The organism is Paenibacillus sp. FSL R7-0333, from assembly GCF_038000365.1.
GTDB lineage: Bacteria > Bacillota > Bacilli > Paenibacillales > Paenibacillaceae > Paenibacillus_AQ > Paenibacillus_AQ silagei.
Window position 1 is genome coordinate 4,005,287 of sequence record NZ_JBBOBZ010000001.1, and the last position, 20,229, is coordinate 4,025,515.

The window sequence follows — 20,229 nt, forward strand, 5'->3', positions numbered from 1 at the left end:
GCTGTTGCCTCCTAATACGTATTGTGAACATCCGCTCCCGGATGAAGCTGCTCCCAGCGGAGCAGCAGCTCCGCCAGCTGAGGAACCGGCTGCGGAAGATAAGACTGAATCGCGAAGGACTGTGAGATGATCTGCCGGGCTTCATGGATATCTGCCATGCGCCCCGCCTCAATCATCTGCACAGCCAGATTACCCAGGGCTGTGGATTCGGTCGGTCCGGCCAGCACCTCCCTGCCGGTAACATCTGCCGTCAGCTGGCACAGCAGCCCATTGTTAGCGCCGCCGCCGACAATCTGCAGCACTTGGGTTAGCTCCCCGGTGAGTTCTTCCAGCTCAGCCAGATGACTGCGGTAGGATAACGCCAGACTGTCAAAGATACAGCGGGCCAGCTCGCCCATAGTCTGCGGCACAGGCTGGCCGCTCTCCAGACAGGCCTGGCGGATCTCCTGAATCATATCGTCCGGGTTCAAAAACCGCGGATGATTGCAGGGAATCAGGCTGCGGAAGCCTGGGCATTCACCGGCCTGCTCTGCGAGTTCCGCGAAGCTAAATCTTCCGCCGTCCAGTCTGCGCACTTCCTGAATCAGCCAGAGGCCCATAATATTCTTCAGGAACCGGTAAGTCCCGTAAGCGCCCCACTCGTTGGTATAATTAGCGGCCATCGCTCTGCTGTTATTGATCGGGTGATCCAGCTCTACTCCCAGCAGAGACCAGGTTCCGCTGCTAAGATAGGCTGATGCACGGTCCTTCTGAGCAGGCACACCGAGTACCGCAGATGCTGTGTCATGCGTAGCCACGCAGATCAGGCGGCATTCCGGCAGATCATACTCCGCGCGCAGCTCCTGCGTAAGGAAGCCGAGATCTTCCCCAGGCTCGGTTAACGGAGCGAGCTGTTCACGCCGCAGACCCAGGAATTCCAGCAGCTCGGCATCGAAATCACGGGCCGCAAGATTCAATAGCTGCGTCGTGGATGCGTTGGTAACCTCGTTCATCTTACGTCCGCCGAGCCGGTAGTAGAGATAATCCGGCACCAGCAGAATCTGATCGGCCGCCTTCAGTTCTTCCCGGTCATGCGCATATAGCTGATACAGCGTATTGAAGGGAAGCTGCTGAATGCCCGTTTTGGCGTAGACCTTCTCGGGCGGAAGGAGCCGCCCGACTTCTTCCATCACCCCGTCGGTCCGGTGGTCACGGTAGGCATAGACCCGGCTTATCTGCTTGCCTTCGGCATCCAGCAGCACATAATCTACCGCCCAGGTATCAATGCCGAGGGTGCATTCGTGAATGCCTCTTAGCTTCGCCTGCTGCAGACCGTTAATAATTTCATTCAATAAATAATCCATATCCCAGAAGCAGGAGCCTTCCTGCTCCGTGAAGCCATTGCTGAAACGGTGAATCTCCTCCAGTTGGAGGCTCCCGTCCACGAGCTGTCCGAGCACCAGCCGTCCGCTGGAGGCGCCGATATCGACGGCGATATGATAGGTCATAGGGAATCTCCTATTCTATGGGGGGTGATTTACAGAATTTTGCGAAATAACGCGATTACTTCATCTTTGGTAGGAATAAAAGGATTACCGGGCGCGCAGGCATCCTTCATGGCGTTCTCAGCCAGCAGATCGAGATCTACTTCCGCTACACCCAGCTCGGACAGCTTGGCAGGAATGCCAACCTCTTTGGACAAGGCCTTGATCGCCTCAATGACGTAATCCGCACATTCCTTGTCGCTGCGTCCTTCAGTCTGCATACCGGCCGCTCTGGCAATTGCTCTGAACTTCTCCGGCACATGCTTGGCATTCTCTTCTTCCACGTAAGGCAGCAGCATTGCATTGCACACGCCGTGCGGCAGATCATACACCCCGCCGAGCTGATGGGCCATGGCATGCACATAGCCTAAGCCTGCATTATTGAAGGCAAGGCCGCCGAGGAAGATCGCATAGACCATCTGCTCACGCGCTTCAATATCCTGTCCGTTCGTTACCGTCCGCGCCAGATTGCCGAAGATCAGCTCCACCGCAGCCAGTGCGGTAGCATCGGTTACCGGATATGCGCCTGGAGTGACCAGCGCTTCAATCGCATGCGTCAGTGCATCCATGCCCGTAGCTGCCGTCAGCGCAGCAGGCTTATCGACCATCAGCTCCGGATCATTCACCGAGAGGGTGGCGATACTGTTCTTGTCTACCATGACCATCTTGATCTTGCGCTCTTCATCTGTAATCACGTAGTTGATCGTCACTTCACTTGAAGTCCCGGCCGTCGTGTTCACCGCGACAATCGGCAGAGATTTATTCTTGGATTTGTGAACGCCTTCATAATCGGCAATATGCCCCCCGTTGGTGGCAACAATGCCGATGGCCTTGGCAGTATCCTGCGGCGAGCCGCCGCCGATGGAGATCAGGTAGTCACATTCGTGCTGCTTCAGGAAGTCTACGCCGTCATGAACATTTTTGCAGGTAGGGTTCGGCTTCACTTCATCATATACCACATACTGAATCCCCGCCTCCTCCAGCACAGCCAGCAGCCTTCCGGCGATTCCGCTCTTCATCAGGAACTTGTCTGTGACCACAAGCGCCTTGTTCAGCTTCAGCTCTTGAATGTACGGGGCGATGTCCTTCAGACAGCCCTTCCCCATCATGTTAATCGACGGCACATAATAGACATGAGTACTCATTGCTTAACCAGCCTCCCGGGCACGTAAATAGTTAATGAACACTGTAAGCGCACATCTCCCTGTTGACCTTCTCATCGTATCGCCGTTAATCTTTGTTGTCAACACTTTAAACACTAAATAAGTTGTTTTTATTTGTTTATTGTTTGTTTTACGGGAAATAAGCAATCATTATTGTGGGTTTCAGAGCAAATCAGGTGAATTGTGTTGTACAACACAGAAATAACAGGCTATATTAAGACTATCAACTCTGGAAAGGTGATACGTATGCTCGCTGCCGAAAGACGCAAAAAAATAATCGACCTTGTCCATCAGGACAAGCGTGTGCTGGTGTCCGATCTGAGCCGGATGTTCGAGGTGACAGAGGAGACGATCCGCAGAGATCTGGAGAAGCTGGAGAAGGATGGCATTGTAAGCCGGACCTACGGCGGAGCCATGTTGAACAGGCATACCAATGAGGACCTGCCTTTTCTGACCCGGGGAGCGCTCAATACGGATATCAAACGCGCAATAGCGATCCAGGCGCTGGATCTGATTAATGACGGGGATACGCTGATGGTCGACCCCAGCTCGACTTCGTTTGAATTCCTGAAGCTGCTGGGTAATAAAAGTAATCTGACGATCATCACCAATTCGATCAACATTCTCCATGAGTTCGCAAGTTCGAGCCACAGCATTATTTCTACAGGCGGCTCACTCCGCCACCGTTCCCTGTCGCTTGTCGGCCCCGTAGCCCATGAGACCATTCAGCGCTACAATGTGGACACCGCCGTAATCAGCTGCAAGGCCCTCGATATGGACCGCGGGGTCACCGATTCCAATGAACCGGAATGTGAGCTGAAGAAATATATGCTGCGCCAGGCACACAAGGTTGTGCTGCTCGCGGACCATACCAAGTTCGACCAGACAGCCTTCGCGAGGCTCGCAGAGCTAAACCGGATCGATGTGCTGATTACCGACCGCAAGCCTTCGGAGGCGTGGCTGAAGCTATTGTCCGAGAAGAATGTGGAAGTGCTGTACTAAGTTCATGGGAAATCATTTTAGGGAGGAGAAATGTTCAAATGGGCAAAAAGAGAAAAACCTTACCCGCCGACTTCGGCGAGCTGGTTAAATCAGGGGATGTCGATCTACTTAAGGCTGTTTTTGAAAAATGTGATTGGGATGCAACCTTGGGATATTACAAAGAACCCGCGCTCAGCATGCGGCAGATTCCGGATGAGCTGGTCCGCTGGCTGGTGGAGCAGGGTGCCGATATTAATGCGAGGGACAAATACCAGCGTACCCCGCTGTATTCCCAGGCTGGAACCTGGTCCGGCAATATTCCATTATTCCTGGAGCTTGGTGCAGAGCTGGAAGCCCTGGATTATCAGAACCAGACCCCGCTGCACGCTGCGGTCAACTATTACCGGACTCAGGCGGTACGGGATCTGGTGGCCCATGGCGCAAATGTCCATGCGGTAAATAAGTCGGGGAACACCCCGCTGTCCAAAGCCTTATTACAATGCCGGAATAGCGATATCGATAGCATGCTGGAAATCTCGCAGATCCTGCTTGATGCCGGAGCGGAGATCACACCGGAGATGAAGGAATCCGTGAGTAAGATCGGCAAAGCATTTGAATTCGCCCGCTCCAATTTCAATAAAGAGCGCTTGAGTGAAACCGCAGCTGCACTCGAATCCCTGTACAAGCTGTTCGATGTGGAGCCTGTAGCAGCGCGGGTGATGCATGACGGCGTTTCCAAGATCGAGGTAAACAGTACAAGATGGCAGGATCAGCACCAAGAGCTATGGGAATTACTAATCCCGGCGTCAGGACATGCGCTCACCGTGCAGGGAGAGGTCATTCGCATCACCGGCCGGATCTCACATGAAATCATGAATAACGGCGGAGGCAACTGGGATGCCGATTTCCGTAAAATGCTGAATGCGCTGCTCCGGCACTTCGCCTCGGGCACACCTCTGGACCCTGCGCACCTCAAGGAAGCGGCGGAATTAGCCGGTTACCTGCGCCATGGCAACGGCAATGATGAGCCGGCCAGATTATGCGAATTGGCCGTGAATTGGGTACTAACCAATCCACAGCCCGTTTCTTTGCCGCAACCGGATTACAAACGCTAAACGGTGAGACATCCAGTGCTTGTCCTGCTCCCTATGAAGAAGCGGCTCCCTTGGAGAGCATAATATTCAGAATGGCCTGGTCTGTGGCGGCAAGCCCCTCCTGGACCAGGGTCTCCATATTCTTGATCGTATCCTCCACCTTCTCGAAGATGACACCGTCATTGAGACCCGCGGAGATATCGTTCATGGCGAGAGTGGCAGACTGAATGGCCGCGTTGGTAGCCGTGGAGATTTTGAGTGCACAGGTTGGCTTGGCACCATCACAGATCATGCCTGAAGTAGAAGCAATCGTATTCTGGATGGAGTGCTTGATCTGCGCCAGCGTCCCGCCCATCAGATAGACAATGCCGCTGCCCGCCCCCACTCCACCGGCAATGCCTGAGCCGCAGAGCGGGGACAGACGGCCAATGTAATGCTTCACATGGATGGTAATCAGATTGCTGAGCGCCATCGCTCTGGCCAGGGTCTCCTCATCCTTGCCGAGTAGCTCGGCCAGGGCAATGACCGGCATGGTACAGGCAATCCCCTGATTGCCGCTGCCCGCCGTCGTCATTACCGGCATGGCACTGCCGTCCATCCGTGCATCGGATGCGGCTGCCGTTGCGGCAATGATCCGGTTCGCCACATCCGCGCCGAACAGATTGAGGGCGGATTGCTGGCTCATTTTCCGGCCCACCTGGAGACCATACTCCCCGCGCAGCCCTTCCTCTGAGATCGCCTTATTCATAACCGCTCCCTCCAGCAGGAAGCGAAGATCCCCGAATGGTGTATTCTGAACGAAGGCATAGATATCTTCGAGTGAGACCGAGTATACCTCGGGGTCCAGACTAAGCGGGTCTCCGCAGTCGGCCTTGTCCATTTTCGGCTCAAGCCGCTGGCCATCCTTCGCCAGATACTGCACATTCGTGTGCTCTTTTACCAGGATCGCTGTGGCGGTATGGTTCTTGCTGTGTACTCTCGCTTCTATATATAGCTTCTCCGGCGTATCCTTCAGCTCAACCTCCAGGAGCTTACGCTCCAGGAGTCCCTCTGCACTTGCCAGCTCCGCCGGGGTCAGCCCGGACAGAATCTCCAGCTTCCGCTCCGAGCGGCGCACCACCGCACCCAGGGCAGCCGCTATCGGCAAGCCCGTCTGGCCTGTACCAGGAATCCCCACACCCATCGCATTCTTGATGATATTGCCGCTGAGGAACAGCTCGATTCCTGTAATCTCTTCCTCAACCAGCTCAGCCGCCAACGAGACGGCATAAGCTACCGCAATCGGTTCGGTGCAGCCTTCTGCCGGCATAATCTCTTTGTGTAATACTTCCAGTAGGTTAACCATCTGTGCATCACCATTCCCTCTGTCTGTCTATCTATGTCTATACCTGTTTCTATATATAGTACATCAGATAGACAATCCGGGGAATCCCCGTTATTACCCATCACCCGCCCAGCTTCACCAGCCGCTTCAGCCCTTCTGTACAAGCCCAGCCGCCCGCCCCCGCCAGAATCGCATTATGACAAAGGTTCAAAGCCAGCTTATACGTCATACTGCCGATAATGATTTCAACCACGATAAACCGTAAAATATCTCTCTTCGTGACCAGATAGACTCTGAATTCCTGATTGCGGGACACCTGCCATCTCCCCCGTCCAATTTCATGTTTCTGTACTTATATGCTTCGGGCGGGTTGTCTGATTCTCTGTGCAGGCACAACAAAGAGCGGTACTTCTCCATTGGTGGGAAAGCACTGCTCCGCCCAAAGCCGAAATAGAAGAGGCTGCCCAAACAGCCATTTCATGGCTTTGGGACAGCCCCCTGATATCACCGCTTCAGCCTAATTGCCGCCTCTTACTTCGACTCCACCGCATGGCCGCCGAATTCGTTACGCAAAGCGGCGACGACTTTGCCGGTGAAGGTGTCGGTCTCCAGCGACCGGTATCGCATGAGCAGAGCCATGGCGATAACCGGAGTCGCTGCCTGGAGGTCGAAGGCGGTCTCCAGCGTCCAGCGTCCCTCCCCGGAGGAATGCATGACGCCCTTGATGTCTTCCAGCTTGGCATCCTTGGAGAAGGCGCGCTCGATCAACTCCATGAGCCAGGAGCGTACGACTGAGCCGTTGTTCCAGACGCGGGCCACCTGCTCGAAGTCGAAGTCATATCCGCTTTTCTCCAGCACCTCGAAGCCCTCACCGATCGCAGCCATCATCCCGTATTCAATGCCGTTATGCACCATCTTGAGGAAATGTCCGCTTCCGGATTTGCCGGCGTACAGATATCCGTTCTCTACCGCAGTATCACGGAACAGTGGTTCAACCACTGCCCACGCTTCCTCATCGCCTCCAACCATATAGCAGGCCCCATTGCGCGCGCCTTCCATTCCGCCGGAGGTTCCTGCATCCAGGAAGTGAATTCCGTGGGCACCCAGCTCCTCATGACGGCGGATCGACTCTTTATAATGAGAGTTCCCGGCTTCAATAATGATATCTCCCTTGGATAATAGCGGCGTCAGTTCAGCAATCACTGAATCTACAAAAGTATGGGGAACCATGATCCAGAGAACGCGCGGGGAATCAAGCCGGCCCGTAAGCTCCTCCAGGCTTGCTGCCCCGGACGCACCGCGTTCGGCCAGTTCCTGCACCGCAGCAGGATTCACATCATACGCTACCACTTCATGGGCATGCTCCAGCAGGTTCTGGCCCAGATTGAAGCCCATTTTGCCAAGTCCGATTAAACCGACTTTCATTACGAATCCCTCCGAATTGTGTAGTCATATATAAGCTAACTCTGTCCGCTTGCTGTTACCGCCGCCGCTTACGCTCCCGGCCGGATGACTTCCGGCTCTATCCCGGCTGTCCGGTGAACGCGTGCAGGCTCTGCATTCTCCGGCTCATCCAGCCACCAGTGGAACTCGCCAAGGAGCTGATCTGCCGCCGCCGGGCCGTTAGATCCGGCAGGATACAGGTGCAGCGGCAGGCTGCCATCTGCTGTTGCTTCGATTATAGGCTGAACCCACTGCCAGGACAACTCTACTTCCTCCCAGTGGGCAAAGAACGTAGCGTCGCCGAGCATAGCATCATAGATCAGATTCTCATAAGCCTCCGGCACATCAGGATTGCCCGGCTCATGCTTAATGCTAACCGGCTCAAGCTTCCCGTGCTGAAGCGGATTCTTGGTATTCAGAGTCAGAGAGATGCCCTCATGCGGGCCAATATCAATCACCAGCAGATTAGGGTCAAGCGGCAGCTTGTTACGGTTCTTGTTATGCACATCATTAAACGGCTCTTTGAATTCTATAACAATCCGCGTGGATTTCTCCTTCATGCGCTTACCTGTACGAATGTAGAACGGCACATCGTTCCACAGCGGATCTTCAATCCATAGGCGTGCTGCAATATACGTCTCATTCTGTGAAGTGGCTGCGATCCCCGGTTCAGCGGTATACGCAGGCACTTGCTGTCCGCGCATCTCCCCCGCTGCATACTGGCCGCGCACTACATGTTGTGATACCTCTTCGGGCAGCAGCGGACGGACGGAACGGATGACATGCCGTTTTTTGCTGCGGACGTCTTCTGGTGTACTGCCCTTCGGAAGCTGCATCGCCATCATCATCAGCAATTGGAGCATATGGTTCTGGAACATGTCACGCAGCGCCCCAGCCTTATCATAGTAACCCGCCCGCTCTTCCACACCCACCGTCTCACTGGCGGTAATCTGGACATTCGCGATATACCGGTTCTGCCACAAGGCCCGCAGCACAGGATTAGAGTATTTCAGCACCTCCAGGTTCTGCACCATCGGCTTGCCGAGGAAGTGATCAATCCGGAAGATTTCCTCCTCTGCAAAAGCTGCACTCAAGCTCTCATTCAGCACACGCGCCGACTGCAGATCCCGTCCGAACGGCTTCTCGATGATCAGACGTTTCCAGCCCTTGGTATTCCCGAGTCCGCTGGCATTGATATTACCGGCAATCTCCCCGAAGAATTCGGGACCGACCGACAGATAGAACATCCGGTTCTGCGGAAGCCCCAGCTCTTCCTCCCGGCGCTGTACATGCCCAAGCAGCTTCACATAATCCTCAGGACGTCCGACATCCAGCACACTATATTCAAAAGCCTGCAGGAAATTCTGCAGCGCCGCTGTATCCTCTAGCGGACGGCGCGAGAAGGTGCGCAGGGAATCCAGCACCTGACGCTGGAACGTCTCGTTAGTGAGCTCCCGTCTGCCCAGCCCAATGACTGAGAGAGGACCGGAAAGCTTGCCATCAGTAAACAGGTTGTATAGAGCGGGGAAGATTTTCCGCTTCGCCAAGTCCCCGGTTGCGCCAAAAAGTACAAATGTAGATGATTCCACTTTCATTCCTCCCGTTATTATCATTTTATTATATAGTTACTTAATATTACTCAGGAACTTTTATAACACACATCATACGACTATAAATTCAATTCGTCAATCTCAATTCGACATTTACGAAAAACAACCGGTGCATGACAAATAACAGACCTTCAACGAGAAGGCCTGCGGGGATTTCCGAACTCATGATCAGAACCATGAAGATACCAGATCATTGATCGGCTTGTAGATGAATATAATCAGCAGCAGCGGGCTGGGAACCTGAATTTTGAGCAGCGTGCATATCGTGGCAGCCATTCCGCCGATCCAGAGCAGAGCCCACACCACACGATCACGCCGCTTCTGCCTGCCCTTCAGGGAGGACAGATCCATGGCTGCACAGCCTGCGGCAATCAGAGCAAACATCAGCACCAGCAGCATACAGGCTCACTCCTTAATATCTTCATAAAATGAATTATCAATCGTACCGATCCGGTTGATCGTCACACTGGCCTCGTAATGGACAGGAAGGGTCTTGAGATAGTCTTCTCCCTTCCGTTCCTTCAGCCTCTCCCATGCCTTGGGGCTCTTACGGTAAATGGATTGCCCGAAGCCGAATATATCCACATTGAACTGCTTGGTGATTCCCTCTACAGCATCCTTCATCCGCTTTACAACCCGGTCCTCCGTCTCCTCTTCCAGTGATTTGATTTTGGCCTCCGTATCCAGCGTATCCGCGCCTTCAACCTCCTGCACATTGCATAGTGTTTCCGCGCTCAAATAGATATGCGGCTCGCCGTCTATGATTTTCACCTTCCGTTTGGTAGTAGAAGTAAGCGCCTCTATAATGATCAGACCTCCGGCTTCGTCTTTGAAGTGTCCCGTATTTTTGGTGACATTATCAGTGACATAATTGAAGCCAACCGTTAGATCATCTTCTATCCAGCCAACCAGCTTATCCTTTTTGAATACAGCAACACTCTCATACTGGAGCTTCGTTCTGGGGTCTGTCTGTTCCACATTGCTTTTCTCACTGCCAGCCTCGGGATCACCCTCCACCTCCACTCCGGTTAACACCGGACTCTCCCCTTGGAGGAGCAGGTCCTCGATGAATTGATCCAATGTGACCGCGACGGTCTTGGATGAAATTTTGTAGGACTTATCCAGGGAACTGAATAATTTAGTCGCCGGCAGCCGGTCCAGCGGGGTCAGCACCTTCAGGACATTCTCGGCGGTCGTCTTCCGTGCAACCATCACATAGAAGTCCATGCGCGGCTCCCGGCTTCTTTTGATCACATCCAGCGTCTTGCCCACTCCTTCCCGCGCCAGCTCTTCTCCGATTACCAGCACCCGGATATGGCCCAGATACGGAGAGCGGGAGCTGATCAGATTGAACTTACGGAGGGATTCATAGACCGTTGGCACTGTAAAATTATACACAACCACGGGAACCCCGCTTCCCCCTGTTCCTCCCGCATTCTGTGAAGAGATCGAAGAGGGTATGACCACCTGCATCGTTATGTTGTAGCCATTCTCCGCTTTATCGAGGCCCATCGCCAGCACAAAAGCCAGTTCATTCAGCTCCTTCCTCTCCCAGCACCCGCTAAGCAATAGTGATAGCAGCAGCAGGGGAAGGCAAGCTGCGACAGCTCTCTTTATTCTGCCAGCCATATCAGGAACCCCCGCGTCTGAATCTGTTCTGGCGGTGCAGATTCTGTGTTCTATTCTCTTGCGGTCTTGTTCTCAGGAACGGCCAGGGGAACCTGAAGAAAGAATCCTTAAGGTCTGCCGGCCTGAAGGGACCCAGCGGACTCATATAAGGAACGCCGAAGGAGCGCAGGCTGACGAGATGCAGCACCACTAGGAATACTCCGCACAATATTCCGTACAGTCCCATGAACCCGGCCAGCGCAATCAGGAAAAACCGGATAATGCGTGCGGCAATGGACATCCCGGCCTCGGGAATCACAAAGCTTGAGATCGCTGTAATCGATACAATGATAACCATCGCCGAGGAGATGAACCCTGCCGCAACCGCCGCTTGCCCGATGACCAGTGTTCCGACAATGGATACAGCCTGACCTACATTCTTAGGAATCCGTACCCCTGCTTCACGCAGAATCTCATAGGTTAATTCCATCATCAGCGCTTCGACAAAAGTCGGAAACGGCACCGTCTCCCGCTGGGCCGCCAGACTGATCACCAGATTGGTCGGGATCATCTCCTGATGATAGGTTGTGATAGCCACATAGAACGCAGGGGCAAACAAGGTGAGAAAAAAAGCCAGAAACCGGATGAACCGCAGCAGGGTAGAGATATCCGCACGCTGATAATAATCCTCCGCCGACTGAAAGAAGGAGACAAATACGGTCGGGGCTAGCAGCACAAAAGGGGTTCCGTCAACCAGGATAGCCACCTTCCCTTCCAGAATCCCCGCCGCGATGGTATCCGGCCGGTCACTGTTATAGATTGTCGGAAAGGGTGTCGCCACCTTGTCCTGAATAAATTCCTCGATATAGCCGCTCTCCAGAATACTGTCCGTATCAATGCTGTTCAGGCGGCGCTTTACCTCCTGCACCAGCTCTTTATTCGCAATATGGCTGAGATACATAATCGAGACACTGGTCTGGGTGACACGGCCGATCTGCATCGTTTCCAGCCACAGCTGACTGTCTTTGATTTTGCGCCGGATTAACGCGGTGTTGGTGCGCAGATTCTCGCTGAACCCCTCCATAGGTCCGCGGACCACAGACTGCGAGCTGGGCTCACTTACCCCGCGGTCTTCCCAGCCGGGCAGCCCGATCCTCAGTGCTGACGCCGTCCCCTCCACCATCAGCATCACGTTGCCGGATAACAGGTCGTGTACGAACTGGGCGTAATCCTGAACCACGGTAAGATCGCCGGCCATTAGCACACGGTTAGTCAAGATTTCTATTTTCTTATCAGGGTCCTGTTCTTCCAGCAGAGCCGAGGTCCGTCCCTCCTGAAGCGAATACAGAATCGAATTATGCAGCAGCTGATTATCTATCAGACCATCAATATAAAAAATAGCCAGCTCCGTATGCTCTCCCAGCTTCAGCTGTTTTCGCACCAGGTCAGTGCTCTCGCCCAGCAGCTTGTACAGCTGTTCATTATTGACCTCCAGCCGGCTGGATAACTTCCCCTCCACCGTACTTTTCATCCGGGCCACTTCTCCTTCCCGTGGACATTCTATTCAGGTTAGTTTGGTAGCATTGCTTGATAATTATTCCTCCAATTCAGACCCGTACTTGATTCACATAATTCTGGAAGGGGATGCCATACTAAGAGGGTTCCGGGTTCATAGGCCCTGGAGGCCACATGTCAAGGAGGGATAGGGATGAGTATTGAAAAAGAGCGGATCAGCACAGCGCAGTTGGTAATCCTGGGTCTTTTCACCTTTATCGGGGATATGGCCCTGGTCTATCCGGCCGCCATGACTTCCGAAGCCCATCAGGATGCCTGGATCGCCGCCCTGATCAGTATACCGCCGGGAATTGCTCTAGTCTTCCTGTTTGTCCTAGTAGCGAATATCAGCCCGAACCAAAATATTATTGAGATCAGCCAGCAGGTGCTGGGGAAATGGCTGGGCAGCGCGGTAGGCGGGTACTATCTGTTCTTCTTCATCATCGCGGCCTCTACGTATGTCCGGGAAATTGAGGATTTCATGTGTACCCAGATCTACGAGGGAACTCCCGGCGGAGTGATCCGGTTCATGAGCATTGTTCTGCTGGTGTACGGTCTGCGCCTGGGGCTTGAGACGGTCGGCAGGGCAGCGCAGGTGTTCTTTCCGCTGTTTGCCTTATTTCTGGTGGCCCTAATGGTGCTCTTATTTCCGCAGGTCCGGCTGGATCGTGTCTATCCCATGCTGACTACACCTTTACCGGATATGCTGCATTCGATCATGATCGGTGTGTTTTACCCGTTCGGGGAGATCTGCGTGTTCTTCATGATCTATCCTTACACCCGTAAGAACAGTAAAATTAACCGTGATATCTTCATCGCGCTCTGCATAGGCTCCGTAGGCCTGAACCTGATTCTGTTCCTCTCGCTGACTGTTCTCGGTGTCTATTTCTCCGAGCATAATTTCTATGCCGCCTATACCCTGGCCCAAAAAATCAATATCGCCAACTTTTTGCAGCGGCTTGAAGCACTTATGGCTACGGCCTGGATTATCACAACCTATTTCAAGACAGCACTCTACTTCTATGCCTTTGTACTCGGAACCGCGCAAATATTCAAGCTGAAAAGCCACCGCCCTCTAATCTTTCCTGTCGCGTTCCTGATCTACGGACTTTCACAGCTCATCTCCAAGGATATCATCTTCTACGTCAAAGAAATCCCCCCCTACTGGGTGGACTGGAATTTAACCTATTCGCTCGCACTACCACTTGTGATCCTCGTAGTATACAAAGTGAGGCAGCGCGCCGCTGCCTCATAAGCTAATCCATAGAGTGAAGCTCCTGTTTTATTGTAGCGCCCTGGTGGGGTCAACGTTATAATAGAAACCATAAAATGTCTTTATTTTGTCATGACAGGAGCGTAAACCAAGGATGAAACAGCTATTCGAGCCTGTTCTGTTTGCGAACCGGCAGTCGCTGATCTGGGACTACCGCATCTATACCGACGATCATTACAAGGGATATTACCACTGGCATCAGTGCTGTGAGATCATGTTCGTACACGGCGGGCAGGGCAGCATTGTTGTGAATCAGCAGATGTATGATATCCGGCCGGGCATGCTTTTCTTTTTCCAGCCGTATCAGCTGCACCGGATTTCTTCGGACGTCTCACCCGAATGCCCGTTCATACGGACGATCTTCTATCTTGACCCCCTGACAGCAGAGCATCTGCTGCAGGGCTTCGCCAAACGTAAAGCGGTGTTCAATGCGTTATGGCAAGGCAGCAATACCTATTGCGGCTTCGATCTTGGTGACCGCCTGGAGACTGTGGAATGGATCTATGGGAATTACAATCAGTGCCGGAGCAAATCATCCGGGGAAGATGCCGAGGATATCACGATGCTGCTTCTGCAGTTGTTAAGCTGTCTCGGAACAGGGGAGCAGTCACTGATTCATACCGGAGAACGGCGGAAGCTCCGCTATTCGGAGCAGATCATGAACTGGATTGAAGCGCATTATCAGGAAGAGGTGAATCTGGAGCAGCTTGCGGAGGAGACTCACCTCTCGAAATCCTATGTCTCGCGGATTTTTCATCAGGAAACAGGCGGCCGCCTGGTCGACTACCTTACCGCCCGTCGTCTCAAGCAGGCCTGCCGGCTGCTCGAGACGACGGACCTGACGGTGGAGCGGATCGGCAGCGCTGTCGGATTCCCGAATCCTTCCTACTTCAACCAGCTGTTCAAGCGGGTACTCGGCCTTTCTCCGCTGCAATACCGAAAGGGAACCTGAGAGCCTACTTGCGAGGAATAGGACAATATAACAACATTTCGTGATATCAAATGACAACTTCCGGTTCGCCAGAGGCGTTATACTGAGGCCATAATCTAATTCAAGTGGAGGCATCAGCGATGACTACAGCTTATTGGCAGGAAGTAATGAACCGTCTGGAACCGAAAGTAAACGGCATGATCAAGCAGCTCGGGACGCGGAGTCCTCATGCTGCGGGAGCAGACGGCAGATTCGATAGTCCCGGGACTGACTGGTGGACCTCCGGCTTCTGGCCGGGAATACTCTGGGTCATGTATGATATGACCGGCAAGGAAGCTTATAAGGATACAGCCTGGCCCTGGGACGAAACGATTGGACAGTGGTTCGCGAAGCCGACCGAAGAGCTGCATCACGATGTCGGCTTTCAATTCCTGGCTACTGCGGTGATCAAGCATACGCTTACAGGTGATGCGGAGGGCTTGCGCCGGGGACTTGAAGCGGCTAACTACCTGGCTGCACGTTATAATCCGGTGGGCCGGTTCATCCGCGCCTGGAACGGGGACAAGCACGGCTGGGTGATCATAGACTGCATGATGAACATCTCGCTGCTCTTCTGGGCCAGCCGGATCACCGGCGATCCGCGCTACAGCCACATTGCTACCCGACATGCGGAGACAGCAATGACCTATGGTGTGCGCGAGGACGGGTCCACCAGGCATATTCTGTCCTTCGATGCAGAGTCCGGCGCTTATATTGAGAACTTCGGCGGACAGGGATATTCCCCTGAATCCTGCTGGAGCCGGGGTTCAGCCTGGGGGCTGTACGGCTTCACGAACACCTGCCGCCACACCGGGGACGTGCGCTTCTTGAATACCGCCAAGCGTATCGCCCATTATTTCATCGCGGCTCTCCCGGAGGATCACGTGCCGCACTGGGACTTCCGGCTTGCAGATGACAAGCGCATATTCAGAGACAGCTCGGCCGCAGCAATCGCCGCCTCTGGCCTGCTGGAACTGGCAGAGCTTGTACCGCCGGGCGAGAAACGCGTGTATGCGGATGCCGCAGAGCGCATACTGCGTTCACTTACAGAGAATTATGCCACCTGGGACCAGCCGGATCATGAAGCCATTCTGCTGCATGGAGCCGCCAGCGGCGATTCGCTCACAGATGTGTCGCTGATCTACGGCGACTACTACTATGTTGAAGCCGTAGCGAAGCTCAACGGCTGGAAGCACCGGTTGTTCTAGTCTGGCTGGCAGCAGGCACAGACAGCTTGCATGGACGCGCGAGCCGAATGTAATCGGAAAACCGATCACACTTGGCAATGTGTGGGCGCGTGAGCCAAATGTAATCGGAAAACCGATCACATTCAGCACTGTGTGGGCGTGTGGGCCCAATGTAATCGGAAAACCGATCACACTTGGCAATGTGTGGGCGCGTGAGCCAAATGTAATCAGAAAACCGATCACATTCAGCACTGCGCAGGCGTGTGGGCCCAATGTAATCGGAAAACCGATCACATTAGGCACTGTGTGGGCGCGTGGGCCCAATGTAATCGGAAAACCGATCACATTCAGCACTGCGCAGGCGTGTGGGCCCAATGTAATCGGAAAACCGATCACATTCAGCACTGTGTGGGCGTGTGGGCACAGTTGTTTTATTCACATAAACTAATTTCGATTCTTTCTTTCCCTCTCCTGATATTGTTACGCTTAAATGTGTTCCACCACTGGAAACCTTTGAGAGGCCTTTAACTTCCCCGTATTTTCTTCCATTTCCTTCGTCGCTGAAAGCACTAATAATATATCACCGACCTTTACAAACAAACAGCGAATCCCCGCCATGGGAGATTCGCTGTTTAAGTCAACACCACCGGACATCCGGCTTCAACTACCTACGCACGTTGCTCCTCCAGCCACAGAATGGCCGTTACCCCGCGCGGGTAATATTTGCTGCCGGTGATCTCGCCGGAGATAATCTGGTCACTCCAGCTCCAGATCGAGAGCTGCGGATGCGTAAGCCAGGCCGTATGGGCCTGATCTGCCGCGCGTCCCTTCTCATCCCATTTCAAGCCGAGAATTTCTCTGGCGATGAACTGGGAGAGATAGATTTTGCTCAGCCAGCTGTTGTTGCTGGTGGAGGAGATTTTCCAGCCGCCGTCCCCGAACAGGCAGACGCCCTCCACAAGCACAGCCTTCAGATGAGTGTCCAGTGCCTCGAGATATTCCCCGAACCGTCCTCCGCGTTCCAAGGCTTCCTTGCAGCCGGTGAAGTAAGGGAATACCAGACCCTCGATCGCCGGGATAATCTTCGAATCATTGCCTTCGCCGATTACAGCCGGAATGTAGCCGCCTTCAGTCACACTCGCCACGATGGTAGCCGCACAGAGCTCAGCTTGCCTGCCGGCCGTCTGGGACAGCTCCGTATTGCCGTTGTCGCGGAAAATCCGCTCCATAGCCAGATAAGCAGCCCAGCATTTTCCCGCCAGATAAATATTGTTGCGCGCCTGGCCCAGGGAGACATCCAGACTGTCATAGGTCGTGATCTCTGCACCGCCCATGGTCCGTGAGCTGTCGAGTGCCATCACACCATTGCGCTTCGCCGGGTCCGGATGATCCCGGTTCAGCATGCTCTGCAGGCAGCTCTCCAGAACGGTAAGGTTGCGCTCCATCCAGCTGCGGTCGCCCGTGTGCTCCACATAGGTCGCCGCAGTAAGAATCCAGTTGACCAATTGCTCGTGGGTCATATGCGAGAAGCAGCCGTCAATGCCGTACAGCTCATAGGAGGAATACCCCGGACGCGACACGGCGTTGGCTACTCCCATATCATGCGTGAAGCTAAGTCCGCCCGGATACTCGGTGCTATCTCCCGGGAAACGGACGGTGTCCACATAACTGAACCGGTCCACGAACATATCCAGCTCATTGCGTACGGTCCACGGGTTCATCTTCAGCTCGTAGAACAGCTGGTCTACCGTAAGATCGAAGGTGTTCATCATCCGGTATTCGCCTTCGTTGACGACCCAGAACGGCTGGCCTTTGTACTCCAAGAGTTCGGTGGAGCCGTAATAGCTGCGGATGGCGTGAGCAAGCATGAAGGTCTGGTCGTCACTTAAGGCTGTTCCCTCCAGCATCCCGTTCGCCTCTTCGGCCTGCTTCTTCAGCGTGTCGAACTGGGATAACGCATATTCAGCAACAGCTTCTACATTGCTGTAATAACGGTTATAGTAATAGCTCGCATCCATTCCTGAAGTCACATAACCGGAGCGGTGGAAGCAGACAGCGAACTGGTACACCTTGCGTTCGCCGGCAGGCACATCCATAATAAGCGCGCCAACCTGACCCAGCCCGAACGTCCAGTTCTCCTCCAGCTCCGCTGCAAGAATATCCTCCATTGTAAAATGCATTGCCGCCTTAACACTTCCCTGCTTCGCGGCAATCGCCAGGAACCGGCCCTGGCCGACACCCGTCAGATCCTCCTTGCCTCCATCGAATCTTCTCAGGGCGCTATACGGGTCATTCCCCTGGAAGCCGAAGAAAGCACGACGCGCAGAGCTGCCCGCTGTGTTATCGACTTCAAGCTCTACCAGCACGGCTGGCAGCAGTACTTCCTTCAGCTCTGCGTCCGAGGCCGTCTCCGGGTCCGGCACCGGCCGGACTGGTGACAGAATGCGGAAGGTCAAATCGCCTGCCTGCCAGCTGTCGGTGGTCAGCCGGAAATCGCGAGTAATCTCGTCTTCCCCGAAGTGAAACAGAAGCTGCGGCTTATCCGGGCTCGGGTCCGGGTTCTCGATGTCGTAGCGCTTGCTTTCATCGTCGCTGCCCTGCTCGTGGAAGGGCAACGTATCGTAACCGCGGCCATCCTTGCGAGCTAGGCCGATATATATGTTCTGTCTCGGCGGCCTGCCGAGTTCGAGGTCAAAGCCGCCGGACGCTCCTTGAAATCCGAGGGTGAAGCTTGAGAATGATCCTATCGGTGAATGATGGGCATTGAAGAATTTGTTCGTTGGCATACAGTATATACACTCCCTCCAGCTATGTCCCGGCAGTGCCGGGCTCTAGCTCTATGTTAGCGCTACCCTCCCCTCAGGCAACAGGCGCAAAGCCGCCAATTATTTGGACAAATCAATCGGACGCAGCGGCCTATGCTATAATAGATCCATCTTTTAACAAAGAAGAGGTTGAACATGAACGTATTAGATCCCGGCACACAGCATTCCATGGACGGACGCATGTCCCCGGATGTTCAAGCTGCCTTCCATCTCTTCGCCGCCCACTGGCGCAAGGTGAATAAGGAATGGCAATATCCGGCACACACTCACCCGATGTTCGAGATCAACATCGTTCTGCAGGGCTCGCAGCACATGGCCATAGGCGGACAATCCTACATCCAGGAGAGCGGCGACATTCTGTTCATCCGCCCCGGTGTGCTGCATTCCAGTCTGGGCGCAGCCGCAGGGGATGAGATGTCTTATTATTGCCTGCACTTCGACATTGACGATCTGGTTCTGCGCCGCTCCTTGATGACGATGGATACCGTCAGTCTAAGCGGAGACACCCCGGAGCTGAAGGCAATCCGTTCCTCCCTGGATGACATCATCCGCTCGACCATTCTCCCGGAGGCCAGTGATGCACAGCGGGGCCGGCTGTTGATGCTGAACGCTTCGCTCCAGTTCTTCGCCGCCCTTACCGGCTGGGTGCTGGCTGCCCTGCCTTCCCCTGCCCGGAGCACCCTGCCGGGAGTGACGGAGAAGACCGTTGCCCTGGCGAATGCCATTGAAGGGCTACTGCAGGAATCCGTCTTCACGGCAGCGGCAACCGGCAGCAGAGCTGGCAGCATCGAGGAGATCGCGGCCAGGCTCGGCTACAGCCCCAACCACTGCAACCGCGCCTTCCGGCAGATCTATGGTCTGCCGCCAAGACAGTATCTCTCCGATCTCATTATCCGCCATGCCAAGCTGCTGCTGCTGGATAACAGTCTGTCTGTAGAGAGCATCGCCTACCGGCTGGGCTACCGCGATGTCTCTCATTTCAGCAAGCAGTTCAAGCGCTGGACCGGCCTGCCCCCCATGGGCTACCGCCAGCTTACGGAGGAGCCGGGCAAGGCAGGCGACGGAGCTCCCCTCCCACACTCAGGGGGAGGTACATCTTAGGAGGAGGTACATAATGAAGATATACCATTTCAAACCAGAATCCGGCAAACCCATAGCAGCCTTTAATTCCGATTTCATCATATCCCGGATTATCCAGACTGAGGGGTTAACACATATCGGCTGCGTATATCTTGGACACCAGGAAGTAATCGGCTTTCATCAGGCGAGCTGTCCGCAGCTGCTGCTCATTATGAACGGTGAAGGGGTTGTGCGCGGAGAGGAAGCTGAATTTACAGCTGTGAGTGCAGGTCAAGCCGTCTTTTGGGAGCAAGGGGAATGGCATGAGACCCGTACGGATTCAGGATTGACTGCGATTATGATTGAAGGTGATTCGCTGAATCCCGCCGCCTACATGACTCTCTAACTGAACATTAAGAGGACTGAGATTCCGCTATATGAGCAAATCAGGTGAAATTCCGGGCTAAGCGGACAGAGAATCCTTTATGCGTCCTAACATGTGTCCTTAGAGGCTCAAAAGTACAAGATAGCGGAATCTCAGTCCGTTTCGGCATTATCAACCTTAATTTTGGCAAAATAAAGGAATCTCAGTCCACTTCAGTTGTAAGCTCACCA

17 protein-coding genes are annotated in these 20,229 nt (G+C 54.1%); 7 read left to right on the forward strand and 10 right to left on the reverse strand.

Annotated elements, in window-relative coordinates:
- Positions 1 to 11: 11 nt before the first annotated feature.
- Positions 12 to 1,487, reverse strand: coding sequence for a rhamnulokinase (rhaB, locus tag MKY86_RS16745; RefSeq protein ID WP_076078777.1), 1,476 nt, complete (start codon positions 1,485 to 1,487; stop codon positions 12 to 14).
- 29 nt (positions 1,488 to 1,516) lie between these two features.
- Complete coding sequence (locus MKY86_RS16750; protein ID WP_076078776.1) at positions 1,517 to 2,668, reverse strand: iron-containing alcohol dehydrogenase; 1,152 nt, start codon at positions 2,666 to 2,668, stop codon at positions 1,517 to 1,519.
- A gap of 264 nt (positions 2,669 to 2,932) precedes the next feature.
- Here MKY86_RS16750 and MKY86_RS16755 point away from each other — a divergent pair, with 264 nt between their 5' ends.
- Both MKY86_RS16755 and MKY86_RS16760 read left to right on the forward strand, forming a co-directional pair.
- On the forward strand, positions 2,933 to 3,688 hold the full coding sequence (locus tag MKY86_RS16755) for a DeoR/GlpR family DNA-binding transcription regulator (protein ID WP_076078806.1): 756 nt from the start codon (positions 2,933 to 2,935) through the stop codon (positions 3,686 to 3,688).
- A 38-nt stretch (positions 3,689 to 3,726) separates the two neighbouring features.
- Positions 3,727 to 4,782 (forward strand): ankyrin repeat domain-containing protein, encoded by a 1,056-nt coding sequence (locus tag MKY86_RS16760; protein WP_076078768.1) that lies wholly within the window; start codon positions 3,727 to 3,729, stop codon positions 4,780 to 4,782.
- 31 nt (positions 4,783 to 4,813) lie between these two features.
- Here MKY86_RS16760 and MKY86_RS16765 read toward each other — a convergent pair whose 3' ends face one another.
- The 7 genes from MKY86_RS16765 to MKY86_RS16795 form a co-directional block, all read right to left on the reverse strand.
- Positions 4,814 to 6,106: an L-cysteine desulfidase family protein gene (locus MKY86_RS16765; RefSeq protein ID WP_076078767.1), complete on the reverse strand. Its 1,293-nt coding sequence runs from the start codon at positions 6,104 to 6,106 to the stop codon at positions 4,814 to 4,816.
- Positions 6,107 to 6,206: 100 nt separating this feature from the next.
- A complete protein-coding gene (locus MKY86_RS16770) occupies positions 6,207 to 6,401 on the reverse strand; it encodes a hypothetical protein (protein WP_076078765.1) in 195 nt (64 codons plus the stop codon).
- Positions 6,402 to 6,616: 215 nt separating this feature from the next.
- Complete coding sequence (gnd, locus tag MKY86_RS16775) at positions 6,617 to 7,510, reverse strand: phosphogluconate dehydrogenase (NAD(+)-dependent, decarboxylating) (RefSeq protein WP_076078758.1); 894 nt, start codon at positions 7,508 to 7,510, stop codon at positions 6,617 to 6,619.
- 68 nt (positions 7,511 to 7,578) lie between these two features.
- Positions 7,579 to 9,117, reverse strand: a complete 1,539-nt coding sequence (gene zwf, locus MKY86_RS16780; RefSeq protein ID WP_076078756.1) for a glucose-6-phosphate dehydrogenase — start codon at positions 9,115 to 9,117, stop codon at positions 7,579 to 7,581.
- 189 nt (positions 9,118 to 9,306) lie between these two features.
- Positions 9,307 to 9,537: a hypothetical protein gene (locus tag MKY86_RS16785; RefSeq protein ID WP_340827250.1), complete on the reverse strand. Its 231-nt coding sequence runs from the start codon at positions 9,535 to 9,537 to the stop codon at positions 9,307 to 9,309.
- Between the two features lie 6 nt (positions 9,538 to 9,543).
- Positions 9,544 to 10,767, reverse strand: coding sequence for a Ger(x)C family spore germination protein (locus tag MKY86_RS16790; protein WP_076078755.1), 1,224 nt, complete (start codon positions 10,765 to 10,767; stop codon positions 9,544 to 9,546).
- A gap of 1 nt (position 10,768) precedes the next feature.
- Positions 10,769 to 12,277: a spore germination protein gene (locus tag MKY86_RS16795; RefSeq protein WP_076078747.1), complete on the reverse strand. Its 1,509-nt coding sequence runs from the start codon at positions 12,275 to 12,277 to the stop codon at positions 10,769 to 10,771.
- Positions 12,278 to 12,454: 177 nt separating this feature from the next.
- Here MKY86_RS16795 and MKY86_RS16800 point away from each other — a divergent pair, with 177 nt between their 5' ends.
- The 3 genes from MKY86_RS16800 (at position 12,455) to MKY86_RS16810 (ending at position 15,751) form a co-directional block, all read left to right on the forward strand.
- Positions 12,455 to 13,555 carry a GerAB/ArcD/ProY family transporter gene (locus MKY86_RS16800; RefSeq protein WP_076078745.1) on the forward strand — a complete coding sequence of 367 codons (1,101 nt, stop codon included), beginning with the start codon at positions 12,455 to 12,457 and terminating at the stop codon, positions 13,553 to 13,555.
- Between the two features lie 112 nt (positions 13,556 to 13,667).
- Positions 13,668 to 14,525, forward strand: a complete 858-nt coding sequence (locus tag MKY86_RS16805) for an AraC family transcriptional regulator (RefSeq protein WP_076078744.1) — start codon at positions 13,668 to 13,670, stop codon at positions 14,523 to 14,525.
- A 119-nt stretch (positions 14,526 to 14,644) separates the two neighbouring features.
- Positions 14,645 to 15,751 carry a glycoside hydrolase family 88 protein gene (locus MKY86_RS16810; RefSeq protein WP_076078742.1) on the forward strand — a complete coding sequence of 369 codons (1,107 nt, stop codon included), beginning with the start codon at positions 14,645 to 14,647 and terminating at the stop codon, positions 15,749 to 15,751.
- Positions 15,752 to 16,398: 647 nt separating this feature from the next.
- On the opposite strand, the gene MKY86_RS16815 is transcribed toward MKY86_RS16810, so the two are convergent.
- Positions 16,399 to 18,516 carry a glycoside hydrolase family 52 protein gene (locus MKY86_RS16815; RefSeq protein ID WP_076078741.1) on the reverse strand — a complete coding sequence of 706 codons (2,118 nt, stop codon included), beginning with the start codon at positions 18,514 to 18,516 and terminating at the stop codon, positions 16,399 to 16,401.
- Positions 18,517 to 18,690: 174 nt separating this feature from the next.
- On the opposite strand from MKY86_RS16815, the gene MKY86_RS16820 reads away from it, so the two are divergent.
- Positions 18,691 to 19,656 (forward strand): helix-turn-helix domain-containing protein, encoded by a 966-nt coding sequence (locus MKY86_RS16820; protein WP_076078739.1) that lies wholly within the window; start codon positions 18,691 to 18,693, stop codon positions 19,654 to 19,656.
- A 13-nt stretch (positions 19,657 to 19,669) separates the two neighbouring features.
- A complete protein-coding gene (locus MKY86_RS16825; RefSeq protein WP_076078737.1) occupies positions 19,670 to 20,020 on the forward strand; it encodes a cupin in 351 nt (116 codons plus the stop codon).
- The last annotated feature ends 209 nt before the right edge of the window (positions 20,021 to 20,229 follow it).

Bases quoted from the DNA above. Each gene is read 5' to 3' on its own strand.
- rhaB (WP_076078777.1), bottom strand. From the start codon at position 1,487: ATGACCTATCATATCGCCGTCGATATCGGCGCCTCCAGCGGACGGCTG.
- MKY86_RS16750 (WP_076078776.1), bottom strand. From the start codon at position 2,668: ATGAGTACTCATGTCTATTATGTGCCGTCGATTAACATGATGGGGAAG.
- MKY86_RS16755 (WP_076078806.1), top strand. From the start codon at position 2,933: ATGCTCGCTGCCGAAAGACGCAAAAAAATAATCGACCTTGTCCATCAG.
- MKY86_RS16760 (WP_076078768.1), top strand. From the start codon at position 3,727: ATGGGCAAAAAGAGAAAAACCTTACCCGCCGACTTCGGCGAGCTGGTT.
- MKY86_RS16765 (WP_076078767.1), bottom strand. From the start codon at position 6,106: ATGGTTAACCTACTGGAAGTATTACACAAAGAGATTATGCCGGCAGAA.
- gnd (WP_076078758.1), bottom strand. From the start codon at position 7,510: ATGAAAGTCGGTTTAATCGGACTTGGCAAAATGGGCTTCAATCTGGGC.
- MKY86_RS16785 (WP_340827250.1), bottom strand. From the start codon at position 9,537: ATGCTGCTGGTGCTGATGTTTGCTCTGATTGCCGCAGGCTGTGCAGCC.
- MKY86_RS16790 (WP_076078755.1), bottom strand. From the start codon at position 10,767: ATGGCTGGCAGAATAAAGAGAGCTGTCGCAGCTTGCCTTCCCCTGCTG.
- MKY86_RS16795 (WP_076078747.1), bottom strand. From the start codon at position 12,277: ATGAAAAGTACGGTGGAGGGGAAGTTATCCAGCCGGCTGGAGGTCAAT.
- MKY86_RS16800 (WP_076078745.1), top strand. From the start codon at position 12,455: ATGAGTATTGAAAAAGAGCGGATCAGCACAGCGCAGTTGGTAATCCTG.
- MKY86_RS16805 (WP_076078744.1), top strand. From the start codon at position 13,668: ATGAAACAGCTATTCGAGCCTGTTCTGTTTGCGAACCGGCAGTCGCTG.
- MKY86_RS16810 (WP_076078742.1), top strand. From the start codon at position 14,645: ATGACTACAGCTTATTGGCAGGAAGTAATGAACCGTCTGGAACCGAAA.
- MKY86_RS16815 (WP_076078741.1), bottom strand. From the start codon at position 18,516: ATGCCAACGAACAAATTCTTCAATGCCCATCATTCACCGATAGGATCA.
- MKY86_RS16820 (WP_076078739.1), top strand. From the start codon at position 18,691: ATGAACGTATTAGATCCCGGCACACAGCATTCCATGGACGGACGCATG.
- MKY86_RS16825 (WP_076078737.1), top strand. From the start codon at position 19,670: ATGAAGATATACCATTTCAAACCAGAATCCGGCAAACCCATAGCAGCC.